This window comes from Planococcus faecalis (genome assembly GCF_002009235.1).
Taxonomy (GTDB): Bacteria; Bacillota; Bacilli; order Bacillales_A; family Planococcaceae; genus Planococcus; species Planococcus kocurii.
Window position 1 is genome coordinate 153,625 of record NZ_CP019401.1, and the last position, 17,084, is coordinate 170,708.

The following is a 17,084-nucleotide window of genomic DNA, read 5'->3' on the forward strand; positions in this document are numbered from 1 at the left end:
CACTAAGGAGGTTGGGTTAGATGAAAGTGAGACCATCTGTAAAACCGATCTGTGAAAAATGTAAAGTTATTCGCAGAAGCGGTAAAGTAATGGTAATCTGTGAAAATCCGAAACACAAACAAAGACAAGGCTAATTTGAAGGAGGTGCATCGCACACATGGCACGTATTGCTGGTGTTGACATTCCGCGCGACAAACGCGTTGTTATTTCATTAACATATATTTTCGGTGTTGGTAAAACAACTGCACAGAAAGTTCTTTCTGCTGCTGGTATCTCTGAAGAGACACGCGTTCGTGATCTTACAGAAGACGAGTTGAACAATATCCGTGAACAATTAGATCAATACAAAATCGAAGGTGACCTTCGCCGTGAAGTTTCAATGAACATCAAACGCTTGATGGAAATTGCTAGCTTCCGAGGGATTCGCCATCGTCGTGGACTACCTGTTCGCGGTCAAAATACGAAGAACAATGCGCGTACGCGTAAAGGTCCTCGTAAAACTGTAGCTAACAAGAAAAAATAATCAGTAAAGGAGGTTTCTTCTTAACATGGCACGTAAACAACAAACTCGTAAGCGTCGTGTGAAAAAGAATATCGAATCTGGTATTGCTCACATCCGCTCAACATTTAATAACACAATCGTTACTATCACTGATATGCAGGGTAACGCTGTTTCATGGTCAAGTGCAGGGGCTCTAGGATTTAGAGGTTCACGTAAATCTACTCCTTTCGCTGCGCAAATGGCTGCTGAAACTGCTGCTAAAACATCAATCGAACACGGTCTTAAAACTTTAGAAGTTACAGTTAAAGGTCCTGGTTCAGGTCGTGAAGCTGCTATCCGTGCGCTTCAAGCTGCCGGACTAGAAGTTACAGCGATTAAAGATGTAACTCCAGTACCTCATAACGGTTGCCGTCCGCCAAAACGCCGTCGCGTATAATCGTTAATCTGAATAGGATTTTTGAACATCACGACTTACTGGATGGGTTCTGAATCGTAGCGAAAGTCTGTGACTATCGAATTCTTGATGACACGAAAAAAAACCGACGTTTTGAAGGAGGGTAAACTGAATGCTCGAAATAGAAAAACCAAAGATTGAAACGGTTGAGATCGATAACAATTCCAAATTCGGAAAATTTGTTATTGAACCTCTTGAGCGTGGATATGGAACCACTTTAGGAAACTCCTTACGTCGAATCTTACTTTCATCTTTACCTGGCGCAGCTGTTACTTCAATTCAAATTGATGGCGTACTGCATGAATTCTCCACTGTCGAAGGTGTAGAAGAAGATGTAGCAACAATCATTTTGAATATTAAGAAGCTGGCTTTGAAAATTTACTCTGACGAAGAAAAAGTCATTGAAATTGATATAAAAGGTGACGGAACGGTTACGGCTGCAGATATCACGCACGATAGTGACGTGGAAATTCTGAATCCGGATCTATATATTGCAACAATCGCTAAAAATGGTCATCTACGTATGCGTATGTATGCGAACAGAGGCCGTGGATACGCTCGTGCAGATCAGAACAAACGTGAAGATCTTCCGATTGGTGTTATCCCGATTGACTCTATTTACACTCCAGTTTCACGCGTTAACTTCCAAGTGGAAAATACTCGTGTGGGCCAACTGGCTCATTTCGATAAATTATCTCTTGATGTTTGGACAGATGGCAGCATTGGTCCAAAAGAGGCAATTGCGCTTGGAGCTAAAATTTTTACTGAGCATTTAAATATCTTCGTAGGATTAACAGATGAGGCACAAACGGCTGAAATCATGGTTGAAAAAGAAGAAGACCAAAAAGAAAAAGTATTAGAGATGACTATCGAAGAACTTGATCTTTCGGTTCGATCTTACAACTGCTTAAAGCGTGCGGGTATCAACACGGTACACGAACTGGCAAGCAAGTCGGAAGACGACATGATGAAAGTACGCAACCTCGGACGCAAATCACTTGAAGAAGTTAAAGTGAAGTTGGAAGATTTAGGTCTTGGACTTCGTAAAGAAGACTGAGATTAAGATCGGATCCGAACTATTCAACAAAGGAGGGAAACTTCAATGAGAAAGCTTCAACGTACAAGTTCTCAACGTAAAGCACTATTACGTGACCTTACAACAGACTTAATCGTACATGAACGCATTCAAACGACTGAAGCTCGTGCGAAAGAAGTGCGTTCGACTGTAGAAAAAATGATTACGCTTGGTAAACGTGGAGATCTTCACGCTCGCCGTAAAGCAGCAGCATGGATGCGCCGTGAGTTGGTTACAACTGCAGACGCTGAAGGCAACGAAACGACAACTTATGCATTGCAGAAATTGTTTGATGACGTTGCACCACGTTACGCTGACCGTCAAGGCGGTTACACTCGTATTATGAAAATGGGGCCTCGTCGCGGAGATGGCGCACCTATCGTTATTATCGAATTGGTTTAATTTGAATCTATTGATTCAAATTAAAGCCTCCGGCGGATGTCACGGATTTTGAAAGGAATTAATTGCGCTAGCGCAATTCAAAATCCGGACGCAATTATGCGGAGGCATAATTGATTTACTTGAAGGGGGTCAATAGCCCTCTTCTTTTAGCATTATGATTTATACGACAATATGAAAAGCTGAGTGTTATGATGAGCGAGCCGAAAGGCGGCGTCTCGTCTAGCTCTACGCACCTCATTCAACCCTGGCTTAAGCAACCGGGGAAGCCATAGAGACAGAAAAGCGCATTTCTCTGAATGAGGTGCGCGCTTTTTTTATTTATTTTAGGTTTTACAAACGCGCATAAAAACCAGTAGAGTAGAGAAGAGTTAAGCAAGTGTTAGAGGAGGTCAGCTGAGATGAATTCGACTATCTTGTCATTCGAAAATGTGACATTTACATATACGCAAGAAGACGAGTCGGTAAAACCCGCTGTAGCAGATTTGTCATTCTCCATTCAAGATGGGGAGTGGATTGCCTTAGTGGGTCACAATGGCTCTGGAAAATCGACAATTGCTAAATTGATGAACGGCTTATTATTTCCGCAAACCGGTCAAGTATCAGCCATGGGCAAATTGATGGCTGAGGAAAGTTTGTGGGACATCCGTTCCCAAATGGGCATGGTTTTTCAAAACCCAGATAATCAGTTTGTCGGGGCAACGGTTCAAGATGATGTTGCTTTTGCACTGGAGAACAACGGTGTGCCACATAAAGAAATGGTGGTTCGTGTCAAAGAAGCTTTGCACCAAGTGAAGATGGACGATTATCTTGATCATGAACCTCATCATTTGTCGGGTGGCCAAAAACAGCGTGTGGCAATTGCGGGTGCACTGGCGCTCCGTCCACGTTTATTGATTTTGGATGAAGCAACTTCGATGCTCGATCCGCAAGGGCGTATGGAAGTGATTGAAACCATTCGTGAACTTCGGGAAGCAACAGGTTTGACGGTAATATCCATTACGCACGACCTGGAAGAAGCAGCACTTGCTGATCGTATTCTTGTAATGAACGCAGGCCATAAGCAGTTAGAAGGAATACCAGAATCCGTGTTCCTTTCGGGTAATGAATTAACAACTTTGGGTTTAGATTTGCCGTTTTCGATGCGCATGACGCATTTGTTGCGAGAAGCGGGTGTGGCGTTGCAAGGAGAACATATGACAGAAGAAGAATTGGTGGATGAGTTATGGACATTTTACTCCAGGAAGTAGGATATAGTTACGCGAAAGATACGCCCTTTGAAAAGAGAGCACTGACGGATGTATCGCTGCATATTCCTTCTGGTTCCTATACGGCTATTATTGGCCATACTGGGTCTGGCAAATCAACTGTTCTTCAACATCTCAATGCGCTCTTAAAACCAACTGAAGGGTCCGTTACGATTGGTGACCGTAAAATCGAAGCTGGTGTAAAAGCAAAGAATTTGCGTGATGTTCGGCGACAAGTGGGGATTGTCTTTCAGTTTCCTGAGCAACAACTGTTTGATGAGACGGTCTTAAAGGATATTATGTTCGGACCTTTAAATTATGGTGTGTCAGAAGAAGAAGCGAGCCGCCGGGCGCATGAATTAGTCGAACAGCTTGGATTGCCTGCAGAAGTTTTGACAAAATCGCCGTTTGACTTGTCCGGTGGGCAAATGCGTCGCGTGGCTATCGCTGGCGTGTTGGCGATGGAACCAGATGTATTGGTGTTAGATGAACCGACAGCAGGCCTTGACCCACGTGGTCGCCGTGAGATTATGGACTTGTTTTACCGTTTGCATATTGAAAAAGGACTAACAACGGTGCTGGTGACGCACAGCATGGAAGATGCGGCGCGTTACGCAGATAATGTGGCGATTATGCACAATGGTCGCTGTGTGGTCACAGGAGAGCCAACAGCAATCTTTTCAAATGAAGAGCAACTGAGAGATTACCGTTTGGAACCACCGCGTACCATTCGGTTGCAACGAAAATTTGAAGCCAAAACAGGAATTCAACTGGGTGTTGTTTCATTGACAGAAGAAGCGTTAGCTCAAAACATTGCATCCGCATTATCGGAAGGACGTGATTCCGAATGATGGAGAAAATGATTTTTGGTCGATTTATTCCTGGTGATTCTGTTATTCACCGAATGGATCCACGGGCGAAAATTTCATTTGTTTTTGTGTTTATTGCCATCGTGTTTATTGCGAATAGCGCAGTGACTTATGGGATTTTGCTAGGATTTACTTTGCTGGTAGTATTTTTATCCAAAATTCGTTTGTATTTCTTGATAAATGGATTGAAACCGGTCTTTATATTGTTGGTATTCACTTTTTTATTGCATATTTTCTTTACGCGTGAAGGTGATATATTAGTGGATTTTGGTTTTATTGAAATTTATGAAGAAGGTTTGCGGCAGGGGATATTCATTTCGATTCGCTTTTTAGTACTGGTGTTTATTACTAGTATTTTAACCTTGACGACTTCACCGATTTCTATTACAGACGGGATTGAAGTACTGCTTGGTCCATTTAAACGAATCAAGTTGCCGGTCCATGAACTGGCGTTGATGATGTCGATTTCGTTGCGGTTTATCCCGACGCTTATGGACGAGACTGGGAAGATTCTCAAGGCGCAAATGGCCAGAGGTTCTGACATTGGCTCAGGGCCGATTAAAGAGCGCATTAAGGCGGTTGTGCCCTTGCTGATTCCGCTGTTCGTCAGTGCCTTTAAACGGGCAGAGGACTTGGCTACAGCGATGGAAGTTCGTGGCTACCGCGGGGGCGAAGGCAGAACGCGCTATCGCCAACTCAATTGGCGTTCTATCGATAGCTTGAGCCTGCTTGTGCTAGCGGGGCTCGCGGGAATGCTTTGGTATTTCCGGGTATAAGGAGAGAAATTATGAAACGATTAAAAGCGACCATTGCGTATGATGGTTCTGGATTTGCAGGTTATCAAGTGCAGCCAGACAAACGCACGGTCCAGCTCGAATTAATGAACGTGTTAAAAACCATTCATAAAGGAAAAGTTGTGCAAGTCGTGGCAAGCGGACGGACAGATGCCAAAGTCCATGCTACCGGACAAGTCATTCATTTTGATACAGCGTTTTCCATCCCGATGACGGGTTGGATAAAGGCTTTGAATGTGCTATTGCCAGAAGACATCCGCGTGAACGCGATTGAAGAAGTCGATGCGTCTTTTCATGCGCGTTATCATACGACAGGTAAAACTTATCGTTATAAATGGAATCGCAGTCAAATCATCAGTCCGTTCACGCGCAATTTGATGGTTCACATCAAGCAACCACTCGATGTAGAAGCAATGACCATAGCGGCACAGGCGTTGATTGGCACTTACGATTTCTCCAGTTTTTGTGCGGCGAATACCGCAGTAGTCGATAAAGTGCGAACAGTTCGACGTCTGGAGTTTGAAGAACATGGTGACGAATTGCATATGATTATTGAAGGATCTGGCTTTTTATACAATATGGTTCGCATTATTGCAGGGACCTTAACGGAAGTCGGTACCGGTAAAAGAGCAGCTGACGAACTTAGTCGAATTGTGGCTGCAACGGACCGGGACGCCGCTGGAAAAACAGCGGCAGCACATGGGCTTTACTTGGAAAGCGTGATGTACGAGAGCTGAAGCAACTTTTCCTGGTGTTTTTAGAAAACCCCTTGACTTTTTAGCACTTTCGTTATAACATGATGTATGGTATTTTCATTACCCCCACGATATGCCCCGGAAGGTTATTTGTGTTAAGGGATAACGAAAAAACGGAACAGCGGAACACTGTAAAAGAACTTAAAAGAGACGATATATTAGGAGGACAATATACATGCGTACAACATTCATGGCTAAGGGTCACGAAGTAGAGCGTAAATGGTTAGTTGTCGATGCAGAAGGGCAAACTCTTGGACGTTTAGCTTCTGAAGTCGCTTCAATCTTACGTGGAAAATATAAACCAACGTTTACACCAAACGTTGACACTGGTGATCACGTGATCATTATCAACGCTGAAAAAATTCACCTTACAGGTAACAAACTTGCAGACAAGATCTATTACCGTCACACACAATACACGGGTGGACTTAAACAACGTACTGCACTTGAAATGCGCACAAAATACCCAACAAGAATGCTTGAATTGGCTATTAAAGGGATGCTTCCAAAAAACTCTTTAGGTCGTCAAACGTTTAGAAAGCTGCATGTCTATGCTGGCCCTGAACATAACCACCAAGCACAACAACCAGAAATCTATCAACTACGCGGTTAATAATTAGTAAATTAGAGGAGGATACACCTTTGGCACAAGTTCAATATATTGGGACAGGTCGTCGTAAAAACTCAACAGCTCGCGTACGTTTAGTACCGGGTGACGGCACAATTACAATCAACAAACGTGACGTAGCGGACTACGTTCCTTATGAAACACTACAACAAATTATCAAACAGCCACTAGTTGCTACGGATACTCTAGGAAGCTACGACATCCTAGTAAACGTAAACGGCGGTGGATTCACAGGCCAAGCCGGAGCAATCCGTCACGGTATCGCACGCGCTCTACTAACTGTAGACCCTGCATTCCGTCCTGCGTTGAAATCTGCTGGGTTGTTAACACGTGACCCACGTATGAAAGAACGTAAGAAACCAGGTCTTAAATCAGCACGTCGTGCACCTCAGTTCTCAAAACGTTAATTTCGATTTTCGTTTACAAAGCACTTTCCGAAGAAATTCGGGAAGTGCTTTTTTTATGTTCAAATGGAGGTTCGAACAGGTAAAATAGAAGGAAATGGGAGGGGTGCCGAAATGAACCGGATCAATTTAATTTGCCTGGGTGTGAAAGACATGGGAACATCCGTAAAGTTTTACAGAGATGGCCTCGGCTTTAAAACGACGGAAAAAGGGGACAATCCTGAAATCGTGTTTTTCAATTCGGCTGGTACGAAACTGGAGTTGTATCCATTGGAGGACTTGGCGAAAGATATCGATGAAAAGAACCCGCCAAGTGGCAGTGGATTTTCAGGCATTACGCTGGCCTATAACGCAAAGTCTAAAGAAGAAGTGGATAGAGTGATGGCTCTTGCGGAAGCGGCTGGAGGAAGGATCATCAAAGAACCGAAAGAAGTTTTCTGGGGAGGTTATTCAGGTTACTTCACCGATCCCGACGGCTATTACTGGGAAGTAGCATGGGGTCCGGACTTTACGTTCGATGAAAACGATATGCTGGAAATTGATTCGTAAGTTGGGCTCTTGGCCACGCCAGTTATTCTGTTGAAGAAACGCCACTTCGCCCGAGCTCTCATAGCCACCGGAGCGCAGTGGCTTTTTTCATTTTTCTTATAAGACCGAATAGATTAAAAATAAGATTTGCTGTGCTATACTTTATGGTGAGCAAAATTGATAGGGAGTGTATCGATATGTTAACTGAAGTACAAGTACGCGAATTACTCGGAGCGTTAGAAGATCCGTTTTTACATAGATCGTTAACTGAAACAGATGGCATTACGTCTGTAACGATTAAGGAAGAGAAAAAACACGTCAGTGTCAAATTGGCAATTGCTAAAACAAATACACCTGAACAAATGCAGTTACAGATGAAAGTTGTCGATGTATTAAAAGGAGCGGGAGCGGGTTCTGTCGGAATTCGTTTTGAAGAGCTCTCAACAGAAGCTTTAGCGAAATTCCGTGGCACAGCTGATGAATCAGAAGCGCAGGATTTGTTATCTCCATTGAACAAAGTTGAATTTATTTCAATTGCCAGCGGTAAAGGTGGAGTTGGTAAATCGACGGTATCTGTTAACTTAGCAATTGCATTAGCGCGTCTAGGCAAAAAAGTGGGCTTAATCGATGCAGATATCTACGGTTTTAGTGTGCCAGACATGATGGGCATTGATAAATCGCCAGTCGTTCGTGGTCAAACAATCATTCCAGTAGAGCGCTTCGGCGTAAAAGTAATTTCGATGGGCTTTTTCGTAGAAGACAATATGCCAGTCGTTTGGCGTGGCCCGATGCTCGGCAAAGTACTTGATCAATTTTTCCGCGATGTAGAATGGGGAGATTTGGATTACCTTCTATTGGACTTGCCACCAGGTACAGGGGACGTTGCACTCGACATTCACCAAATGCTACCGGCATCTAAAGAAATTGTTATCACCACACCACACCCGACTGCAGCGTTTGTTGCGGCACGTGCTGGAGCGATGGCGCTTCAAACCAATCACGAGGTGTTGGGTGTTATTGAAAACATGTCATGGTTTGAAAGCCAAGAAACGGGCAAGAAAGAATTTCTTTTCGGACAAGGTGGCGGACCGAAACTTGCAGAAGAGTTGCAAGCGCCGCTACTTGGACAAATTCCACTGGGTCAGCCTGACTGGAACGAAGCTGACTTTGCACCGTCTGTTTACTTGGCGGATCATCCGACAGGGAAAATCTACGAAGACATTGCGCAGCAAGTACTTAAACAATTTGCTGACAAAAAATAAGATAGTGAGCAGTCCGGAAGCCATAATCGGTTTCCGGGCTTTTATTTTGTGCAATCCTCAGGAGGATATGGCGATTCAGTAACAAAGATTCGACTTTCAAGCTTTGTTCACAATCTATCGTCTACAGTGAATGGATTTTTTAATAGCCGGTTGGTACAATCGTAAAAGAACTTTAAATAACGGAGGCATTCAATTGACAATACGAAATTGGGTTAAGTTTTTCTTGAAAGCTTTATTAATTGGTGGAGCGGTAACCGGCGTACTCGGTTTATTCGTTCGCTGGGATGATATATTTTCACAACCGTTTCATGCAGGACACTGGGGCGAATTCTTGGCAGGATTTGTCTGGCTCGTTATTATTGGCTTAACGATGAGCATTATTAGCCAATTGTGTTTCTTTGCTTACTTGACGGTGCATCAGATTGGGATGAACATATTTCGTACATTGCGTTTGTGGAATTGGATTCAACTTTTGATTATCGTCGTAGTCGTTACAGATTTGATTTTATTCCGCTTTGCGCCAAACGCAGAAACGACTGAACAGGTTTGGTTATATGGAATCTTATTAACAATCTTGATCGTTACCGGAGTGGTTACGGCATATGTGAAAGCAAAATGGACCAATAAAGAAACATTTATTTCTGCATTGTTCTTCATGATTGTTATTACGACGGTTGAATGGCTGCCGGCGTTGATGGTAGAAGAAGGGAATATCGACAGCTGGGTTACTTTATTGCTGTTCCCATTCTTAGCAGTAAATGCGTATCAGTTATTGGTGTTGCCAAAATACAACGCACAATCAGATATTGATCGCCAGAAATTAGAAGAACGACGTGCTGCAAGAAAAGCAAAAGCGTAAGCATTGTTTTGTAAGAAAAATCATTTAACCGCTTGTTTCAATAAAGTGGCTAAATGATTTTTTGTTTTAATAAAATCAATTGCACGATGAGCGAATATAGATGGCTGTAAGGGAGCTAGGTACTTTTTCGATTTTTTAAAGAGAGAATACAGAAGGGAAAACAGGGTTTTAAGAAAAACTTTTGCGAAAGTGTTGACAGAAATGTAATCATGCTTTAATATAATAAAAGTCGCCAAGCAACAACGAACAACACAAACAAAACGGCGGCAACCAAACACAACAACTTGAACTTTGAAAACTGAACAGCAAAACGTCAACGAAAGACGTCACGAGCACTTCGGTGCGAGAACGGCTTTTGCGAAGGTTGCCTTATGGCAATCAGAGCAAAGTTGTTTTCCTTCTCGGTGTTCGTGACGACAACTTACTGATCAGCATCACGCAGATCAAAGCGAATCGTGCGTCTTCGGACGGCGATACGCCAGCAGTATTGAGCAATCAACACTACTCTATAATGGAGAGTTTGATCCTGGCTCAGGACGAACGCTGGCGGCGTGCCTAATACATGCAAGTCGAGCGGAACTTTGGGAGCTTGCTCCCATTGTTTAGCGGCGGACGGGTGAGTAACACGTGGGCAACCTGCCCTGCAGATCGGGATAACTCCGGGAAACCGGTGCTAATACCGAATAGTTTGCGGCCTCTCCTGAGGCTGCACGGAAAGACGGTTTCGGCTGTCACTGCAGGATGGGCCCGCGGCGCATTAGCTAGTTGGTGGGGTAATGGCCTACCAAGGCGACGATGCGTAGCCGACCTGAGAGGGTGATCGGCCACACTGGGACTGAGACACGGCCCAGACTCCTACGGGAGGCAGCAGTAGGGAATCTTCCGCAATGGACGAAAGTCTGACGGAGCAACGCCGCGTGAGTGACGAAGGTTTTCGGATCGTAAAACTCTGTTGTGAGGGAAGAACAAGTACCAAGTAACTACTGGTACCTTGACGGTACCTCACCAGAAAGCCACGGCTAACTACGTGCCAGCAGCCGCGGTAATACGTAGGTGGCAAGCGTTGTCCGGAATTATTGGGCGTAAAGCGCGCGCAGGCGGTTCTTTAAGTCCGATGTGAAAGCCCACGGCTCAACCGTGGAGGGTCATTGGAAACTGGGGAACTTGAGTGCAGAAGAGGAAAGTGGAATTCCATGTGTAGCGGTGAAATGCGTAGAGATGTGGAGGAACACCAGTGGCGAAGGCGACTTTCTGGTCTGTAACTGACGCTGAGGCGCGAAAGCGTGGGGAGCAAACAGGATTAGATACCCTGGTAGTCCACGCCGTAAACGATGAGTGCTAAGTGTTAGGGGGTTTCCGCCCCTTAGTGCTGCAGCTAACGCATTAAGCACTCCGCCTGGGGAGTACGGCCGCAAGGCTGAAACTCAAAGGAATTGACGGGGGCCCGCACAAGCGGTGGAGCATGTGGTTTAATTCGAAGCAACGCGAAGAACCTTACCAGGTCTTGACATCCCACTGACCGGTGTAGAGATACACTTTTCCCTTCGGGGACAGTGGTGACAGGTGGTGCATGGTTGTCGTCAGCTCGTGTCGTGAGATGTTGGGTTAAGTCCCGCAACGAGCGCAACCCTTGATCTTAGTTGCCAGCATTCAGTTGGGCACTCTAAGGTGACTGCCGGTGACAAACCGGAGGAAGGTGGGGATGACGTCAAATCATCATGCCCCTTATGACCTGGGCTACACACGTGCTACAATGGACGGTACAAAGGGCTGCAACCCCGCGAGGGCAAGCCAATCCCAGAAAACCGTTCTCAGTTCGGATTGCAGGCTGCAACTCGCCTGCATGAAGCCGGAATCGCTAGTAATCGTGGATCAGCATGCCACGGTGAATACGTTCCCGGGCCTTGTACACACCGCCCGTCACACCACGAGAGTTTGTAACACCCGAAGTCGGTGAGGTAACCCTTGTGGAGCCAGCCGCCGAAGGTGGGACAGATGATTGGGGTGAAGTCGTAACAAGGTAGCCGTATCGGAAGGTGCGGCTGGATCACCTCCTTTCTAAGGATAAATTCGGAACCGAGCTTGTCTCGGGGTTGACGTTTTGCGTTCAGTTTTGAAGGTTCACCTTCAGGCGGCAACGCCTTTTTTTGTGACTTTCAACCTTGTTCTTTGAAAACTGGATAAAACGACATTGAAACAAAGCAAGTAATTCAAGTACGCGTGACGATTTCGTCACAACTTTTTAATTAACCAGTGGTTAAGTTAGAAAGGGCGCACGGTGGATGCCTTGGCACTAGGAGCCGAAGAAGGACGGCACTAACACCGATATGCTTCGGGGAGCTGTAAGTGAGCTGTGATCCGGAGATTTCCGAATGGGGGAACCCACTGCCTTTAATCGGGTAGTATCCATGTGTGAATCTATAGCACATGAGAAGGCAGACCCAGGGAACTGAAACATCTAAGTACCTGGAGGAAGAGAAAGCAAATGCGATTCCCTGAGTAGCGGCGAGCGAAACGGGATCAGCCCAAACCAAGAGGCTTGCCTCTTGGGGTTGTAGGACACTCTATACGGAGTTACAAAAGATAGGATTAGGCGAAGCGACCTGGAACGGTCCGCCGCAGCGGGTAACAGCCCCGTAGCCGAAAACCCTATCCCTCCAGAGTGGATCCTGAGTACGGCGGAACACGTGAAATTCCGTCGGAATCTGGGAGGACCATCTCCCAAGGCTAAATACTTCCTAGTGACCGATAGTGAACCAGTACCGTGAGGGAAAGGTGAAAAGCACCCCGGAAGGGGAGTGAAATAGATCCTGAAACCGTGTGCCTACAAGTAGTCAAAGCCCGTTAATGGGTGATGGCGTGCCTTTTGTAGAATGAACCGGCGAGTTACGATTGCATGCAAGGTTAAGCTGAGAAGGCGGAGCCGCAGCGAAAGCGAGTCTGAATAGGGCGACAGAGTATGCAGTTGTAGACCCGAAACCAGGTGATCTACCCATGTCCAGGGTGAAGGTAAGGTAACACTTACTGGAGGCCCGAACCCACGCACGTTGAAAAGTGCGGGGATGAGGTGTGGGTAGCGGAGAAATTCCAATCGAACCTGGAGATAGCTGGTTCTCTCCGAAATAGCTTTAGGGCTAGCCTCAAGATTGAGAATCCTGGAGGTAGAGCACTGTTTGGACTAGGGGCCCATCCCGGGTTACCGAATTCAGACAAACTCCGAATGCCAGTGATTTATGCTTGGGAGTCAGACTGCGAGTGATAAGATCCGTAGTCAAGAGGGAAACAGCCCAGACCACCAGCTAAGGTCCCCAAATATCCGTTAAGTGGAAAAGGATGTGGCGTTGCTTAGACAACCAGGATGTTGGCTTAGAAGCAGCCATCATTTAAAGAGTGCGTAATAGCTCACTGGTCGAGTGACACTGCGCCGAAAATGTACCGGGGCTAAACGGATTACCGAAGCTGTGGATGGATCTCGTTAGAGATCCGTGGTAGGAGAGCGTTCTAAGGGCGTTGAAGTCAGACCGGAAGGACTGGTGGAGCGCTTAGAAGTGAGAATGCCGGTATGAGTAACGAAAGACGGGTGAGAATCCCGTCCACCGAATGCCTAAGGTTTCCTGAGGAAGGCTCGTCCGCTCAGGGTTAGTCGGGACCTAAGTCGAGGCCGATAGGCGTAGACGATGGACAACAGGTTGATATTCCTGTACCACCTCCCCGCCGTTTGAGCAATGGGGGGACGCAGAAGGATAAGGAGAGCGTGCCGTTGGTTGTGCACGTCCAAGCAGTGAGGCGTGAAATGAGGCAAATCCCATTTCTGATACGTTGAGCTGTGACGGCAAGAGGGTTTACCCTTGAGTCCCTGATTTCACACTGCCAAGAAAAGCCTCTAGCGAGGCGGGAGGTGCCCGTACCGCAAACCGACACAGGTAGGCGAGAAGAGAATTCTAAGGTGAGCGAGTGAACTCTCGTTAAGGAACTCGGCAAAATGACCCCGTAACTTCGGGAGAAGGGGTGCTCTGGTAGGGTGAATAGCCCGAGAGAGCCGCAGTGAATAGGCCCAGGCGACTGTTTAGCAAAAACACAGGTCTCTGCAAAACCGTAAGGTGACGTATAGGGGCTGACGCCTGCCCGGTGCTGGAAGGTTAAGAGGAGTGCTTAGCGCAAGCGAAGGTGCGAATTGAAGCCCCAGTAAACGGCGGCCGTAACTATAACGGTCCTAAGGTAGCGAAATTCCTTGTCGGGTAAGTTCCGACCCGCACGAAAGGCGTAACGATCTGGGCACTGTCTCAACGAGAGACTCGGTGAAATTATAGTACCTGTGAAGATGCAGGTTACCCGCGACAGGACGGAAAGACCCCGTGGAGCTTTACTGTAGCCTGATATTGAATTTTGGTGCAACTTGTACAGGATAGGTAGGAGCCTGAGATTCCGGAGCGCTAGCTTCGGAGGAGGCGTCAGTGGGATACTACCCTGGTTGTATTGAAATTCTAACCCACAAGCCTGATCGGCTTGGGAGACAGTGTCAGGCGGGCAGTTTGACTGGGGCGGTCGCCTCCTAAAGAGTAACGGAGGCGCCCAAAGGTTCCCTCAGAATGGTTGGAAATCATTCGTAGAGTGTAAAGGCAGAAGGGAGCTTGACTGCGAGACGTACAGGTCGAGCAGGGTCGAAAGACGGGCTTAGTGATCCGGTGGTTCCGCATGGAAGGGCCATCGCTCAACGGATAAAAGCTACCCCGGGGATAACAGGCTTATCTCCCCCAAGAGTCCACATCGACGGGGAGGTTTGGCACCTCGATGTCGGCTCATCGCATCCTGGGGCTGTAGTCGGTCCCAAGGGTTGGGCTGTTCGCCCATTAAAGCGGTACGCGAGCTGGGTTCAGAACGTCGTGAGACAGTTCGGTCCCTATCCGTCGCGGGCGCAGGAAATTTGAGAGGAGCTGTCCTTAGTACGAGAGGACCGGGATGGACACACCGCTGGTGTACCAGTTGTTCTGCCAAGGGCATCGCTGGGTAGCTATGTGTGGCCGGGATAAGTGCTGAAAGCATCTAAGCACGAAGCCCCCCTCAAGATGAGATTTCCCATTGCGCAAGCAAGTAAGATCCCTCAAAGACGATGAGGTAGATAGGTTCGAGGTGGAAGCGTAGCGATACGTGCAGCTGACGAATACTAATCGATCGAGGACTTAACCAACACACTGTATGCGAAAAACTTGCTTGTTTCACCTGTCGTTTATCCAGTTTTGAGTGAACAAACACTCAACCAAATAGTCCAGTGATGATGGCAAAGAGGCCACACCCGTTCCCATCCCGAACACGGCAGTTAAGCTCTTTTGCGCCGATGGTAGTTGGGGGTTTCCCCCTGTGAGAGTAGGACGTCGCTGGGCTATTCTATGTTTATTTTTTATTCCTAATGATTCTTTTACCTTGCTTCCATAGCTCAGCAGGTAGAGTGCTTCCATGGTAAGGAAGAGGTCACCGGTTCGAATCCGGTTGGAAGCTTTTATTCTTTTGAGAGTTTCTGAATAGGAAGTTAACTAGACAATTTTACCAAGGCCCCTTGGTCAAGCGGTTAAGACACCGCCCTTTCACGGCGGTAACACGGGTTCGAATCCCGTAGGGGTCACCATTTTGGAGGATTAGCTCAGCTGGGAGAGCATCTGCCTTACAAGCAGAGGGTCGGCGGTTCGATCCCGTCATCCTCCACCATTTTTTTCGCAAATTCATACGGTGGGGTAGCGAAGTGGCTAAACGCGGCGGACTGTAAATCCGCTCCTTCGGGTTCGGCAGTTCGAATCTGCCCCCCACCACCAGTTTTCTTATAGTTATGAATGGGGTATAGCCAAGCGGTAAGGCAACGGGTTTTGATCCCGTCATGCCCTGGTTCGAATCCAGGTACCCCAGCCATTTTTACTATGAGCCATTAGCTCAGCTGGTAGAGCATCTGACTTTTAATCAGAGGGTCGAAGGTTCGAATCCTTCATGGCTCATTCTTGTAACATCCTTGCGCCTGTTCAGCGCGGGGCCTTAGCTCAGCTGGGAGAGCGCGTCGCTGGCAGTGACGAGGTCAGGGGTTCGAGCCCCCTAGGCTCCATTGTTCCATGTGTATTTGTACTATCCATGTGTAAAAACCCCGTATCCATTAACTTGGATACGGGGTTTTTTTAGGTTCCGATGTATTCGGATTGAGGACGGAAAATCACGTTATGGTCTTGCTGCTCGAGTGCGTGTGCCGTCCAGCCGATAATTCGCGCGACGCTAAACGTTGGCGTAAATAATTGTGTCGGCATCGCAATGGATCGCATAATTGCCGCCGCATAAAATTCGACGTTGGTATAGAGTGCCCGTCCTGGTTTACGGGCATTCAACCCTTTAATGATATGACTTTCAGCAGCAACTGCTAAATCAAGCCACGAATCTTCTCCTTGGAGTTCCAAGCATTTTTTTCGGAGGACGATTGACCGTGGATCTTCTGTTCGGTAAACACGGTGACCAAAACCCATGATTTTTTCACCTCGGTCTAGCTTGTCTGCAATAACGGCGTTGATTCGATCTTTTGTTTGAATGGTATCCAGTAAATCAATGACCCCTGATGGAGCCCCTCCGTGAAGCGGTCCTTTCATGGTACCAAGAGCTGAGACAACTGCAGATACGAGATCGGATTCAGTGGAAATGGTAACGCGTGCTGCGAATGTCGAAGCGTTCATGCCATGTTCCATTGTTAATTTTAAATAAGTTTCGAGCGCTTGCGTTTGCCCATTTGTGGGTGGCTGTCCGGTGATCATCCATAAGTAATTGGCCGTGTGACCAAGATCGTCTCTTGGGCTAAGGGCTTGCTGCCCGTTTTGAAGGCGATAAAAGAGCGCAGTCATTACCGGTAGTGCGGCAGTTAGCGCAACTGCTTGTTCTGCAGAAGGCAAGGTTTGAAATTCACTATGTGTGTAAGCCGATACCAATGTCCGTGAAGCATCCATTAGCGAAGTTTCTTTTGGCAGCAACTGAGCCATTTCAACAATATGTGCCGGCAATTTTCGGTAACTCAGCAGTTGGTGTTGGAGGTTTTCCAATTGAACATCGTCAGGCCATTGCCCATGCCATAAAAAATAGGCAGTTTCTTCGAATGACCTACCGCGTATGACGGTCTCTACCAATTGTCCACGGTAGCGTAATTCCCCTATATCTCCATCCACAGAAGCAATCGCTGTTTGAACAGCGACAACACCTTTTAATCCAGGCTGAAACATCATAAACTCCTCCTTTTCTTTTAGTTTACGCTCTCTATTTGATAATAAAAATTAAAGATATATAATTGAG

The 17,084-nt window shown here is 46.6% G+C and carries 15 protein-coding genes, 7 tRNA genes and 3 rRNA genes; 24 read left to right on the top strand and 1 reads right to left on the bottom strand.

The features are described from left to right. Positions 1–20: 20 nt before the first annotated feature. The 24 genes from rpmJ (at position 21) to AJGP001_RS00905 (ending at position 15,864) form a co-directional block, all read left to right on the top strand. Positions 21–134: a 50S ribosomal protein L36 gene (gene rpmJ / locus AJGP001_RS00790; RefSeq protein WP_058386714.1), complete on the top strand. Its 114-nt coding sequence runs from the start codon at positions 21–23 to the stop codon at positions 132–134. A gap of 23 nt (positions 135–157) precedes the next feature. Then, positions 158–523 carry a 30S ribosomal protein S13 gene (gene rpsM / locus AJGP001_RS00795; protein WP_006828952.1) on the top strand — a complete coding sequence of 122 codons (366 nt, stop codon included), beginning with the start codon at positions 158–160 and terminating at the stop codon, positions 521–523. Between the two features lie 25 nt (positions 524–548). Continuing rightward, positions 549–938, top strand: a complete 390-nt coding sequence (gene rpsK, locus AJGP001_RS00800; RefSeq protein ID WP_006828953.1) for a 30S ribosomal protein S11 — start codon at positions 549–551, stop codon at positions 936–938. Positions 939–1,068: 130 nt separating this feature from the next. Beyond that, positions 1,069–2,013, top strand: coding sequence for a DNA-directed RNA polymerase subunit alpha (locus AJGP001_RS00805; protein WP_058386713.1), 945 nt, complete (start codon positions 1,069–1,071; stop codon positions 2,011–2,013). Positions 2,014–2,058: 45 nt separating this feature from the next. After that, complete coding sequence (gene rplQ / locus AJGP001_RS00810; RefSeq protein ID WP_008432531.1) at positions 2,059–2,433, top strand: 50S ribosomal protein L17; 375 nt, start codon at positions 2,059–2,061, stop codon at positions 2,431–2,433. 398 nt (positions 2,434–2,831) lie between these two features. Then, a complete protein-coding gene (locus AJGP001_RS00815) occupies positions 2,832–3,680 on the top strand; it encodes an energy-coupling factor ABC transporter ATP-binding protein (RefSeq protein ID WP_071154690.1) in 849 nt (282 codons plus the stop codon). Next, positions 3,656–4,528, top strand: coding sequence for an energy-coupling factor ABC transporter ATP-binding protein (locus AJGP001_RS00820; RefSeq protein ID WP_071154691.1), 873 nt, complete (start codon positions 3,656–3,658; stop codon positions 4,526–4,528). Before AJGP001_RS00815 ends, AJGP001_RS00820 begins: the two co-directional genes overlap by 25 nt. After that, positions 4,525–5,322, top strand: a complete 798-nt coding sequence (locus tag AJGP001_RS00825; protein ID WP_078080027.1) for an energy-coupling factor transporter transmembrane component T family protein — start codon at positions 4,525–4,527, stop codon at positions 5,320–5,322. The genes AJGP001_RS00820 and AJGP001_RS00825 overlap by 4 nt, the downstream gene beginning before the upstream one ends. A gap of 11 nt (positions 5,323–5,333) precedes the next feature. Then, complete coding sequence (gene truA / locus AJGP001_RS00830; protein WP_078080029.1) at positions 5,334–6,077, top strand: tRNA pseudouridine(38-40) synthase TruA; 744 nt, start codon at positions 5,334–5,336, stop codon at positions 6,075–6,077. 193 nt (positions 6,078–6,270) lie between these two features. Continuing rightward, entirely contained in the window at positions 6,271–6,708 is a 438-nt protein-coding gene (rplM, locus tag AJGP001_RS00835) for a 50S ribosomal protein L13 (RefSeq protein WP_058386708.1), read from the top strand. A 29-nt stretch (positions 6,709–6,737) separates the two neighbouring features. Beyond that, a complete protein-coding gene (gene rpsI, locus AJGP001_RS00840; protein WP_058386707.1) occupies positions 6,738–7,130 on the top strand; it encodes a 30S ribosomal protein S9 in 393 nt (130 codons plus the stop codon). A 111-nt stretch (positions 7,131–7,241) separates the two neighbouring features. Beyond that, positions 7,242–7,676 carry a VOC family protein gene (locus tag AJGP001_RS00845; RefSeq protein WP_078080031.1) on the top strand — a complete coding sequence of 145 codons (435 nt, stop codon included), beginning with the start codon at positions 7,242–7,244 and terminating at the stop codon, positions 7,674–7,676. 176 nt (positions 7,677–7,852) lie between these two features. Beyond that, a complete protein-coding gene (locus AJGP001_RS00850) occupies positions 7,853–8,917 on the top strand; it encodes an Mrp/NBP35 family ATP-binding protein (RefSeq protein WP_058386705.1) in 1,065 nt (354 codons plus the stop codon). Positions 8,918–9,110: 193 nt separating this feature from the next. Continuing rightward, positions 9,111–9,776: a KinB-signaling pathway activation protein gene (locus tag AJGP001_RS00855; RefSeq protein WP_058386704.1), complete on the top strand. Its 666-nt coding sequence runs from the start codon at positions 9,111–9,113 to the stop codon at positions 9,774–9,776. Positions 9,777–10,284: 508 nt separating this feature from the next. Next, positions 10,285–11,834 (top strand): 16S ribosomal RNA (locus AJGP001_RS00860). Between the two features lie 197 nt (positions 11,835–12,031). Beyond that, a 23S ribosomal RNA gene (locus AJGP001_RS00865) occupies positions 12,032–14,964 on the top strand. 77 nt (positions 14,965–15,041) lie between these two features. Beyond that, positions 15,042–15,157 (top strand): 5S ribosomal RNA (gene rrf, locus AJGP001_RS00870). The 16S, 23S and 5S rRNA genes sit together here with 7 tRNA genes alongside, the layout of an rRNA operon. A gap of 42 nt (positions 15,158–15,199) precedes the next feature. Next, positions 15,200–15,272, top strand: a tRNA-Thr gene (locus AJGP001_RS00875). A gap of 52 nt (positions 15,273–15,324) precedes the next feature. Further along, a tRNA-Glu gene (locus AJGP001_RS00880) sits at positions 15,325–15,399 on the top strand. A gap of 4 nt (positions 15,400–15,403) precedes the next feature. Beyond that, positions 15,404–15,479, top strand: a tRNA-Val gene (locus AJGP001_RS00885). 20 nt (positions 15,480–15,499) lie between these two features. Further along, positions 15,500–15,583 (top strand) — tRNA-Tyr (locus AJGP001_RS00890). 19 nt (positions 15,584–15,602) lie between these two features. Further along, a tRNA-Gln gene (locus AJGP001_RS00895) sits at positions 15,603–15,677 on the top strand. A 10-nt stretch (positions 15,678–15,687) separates the two neighbouring features. Then, positions 15,688–15,760, top strand: a tRNA-Lys gene (locus AJGP001_RS00900). A 31-nt stretch (positions 15,761–15,791) separates the two neighbouring features. After that, a tRNA-Ala gene (locus tag AJGP001_RS00905) sits at positions 15,792–15,864 on the top strand. A gap of 70 nt (positions 15,865–15,934) precedes the next feature. Here the strand turns inward: AJGP001_RS00905 and AJGP001_RS00910 are convergent. Then, positions 15,935–17,014, bottom strand: coding sequence for a citrate synthase/methylcitrate synthase (locus AJGP001_RS00910; protein WP_071154070.1), 1,080 nt, complete (start codon positions 17,012–17,014; stop codon positions 15,935–15,937). Positions 17,015–17,084 lie beyond the last annotated feature (70 nt).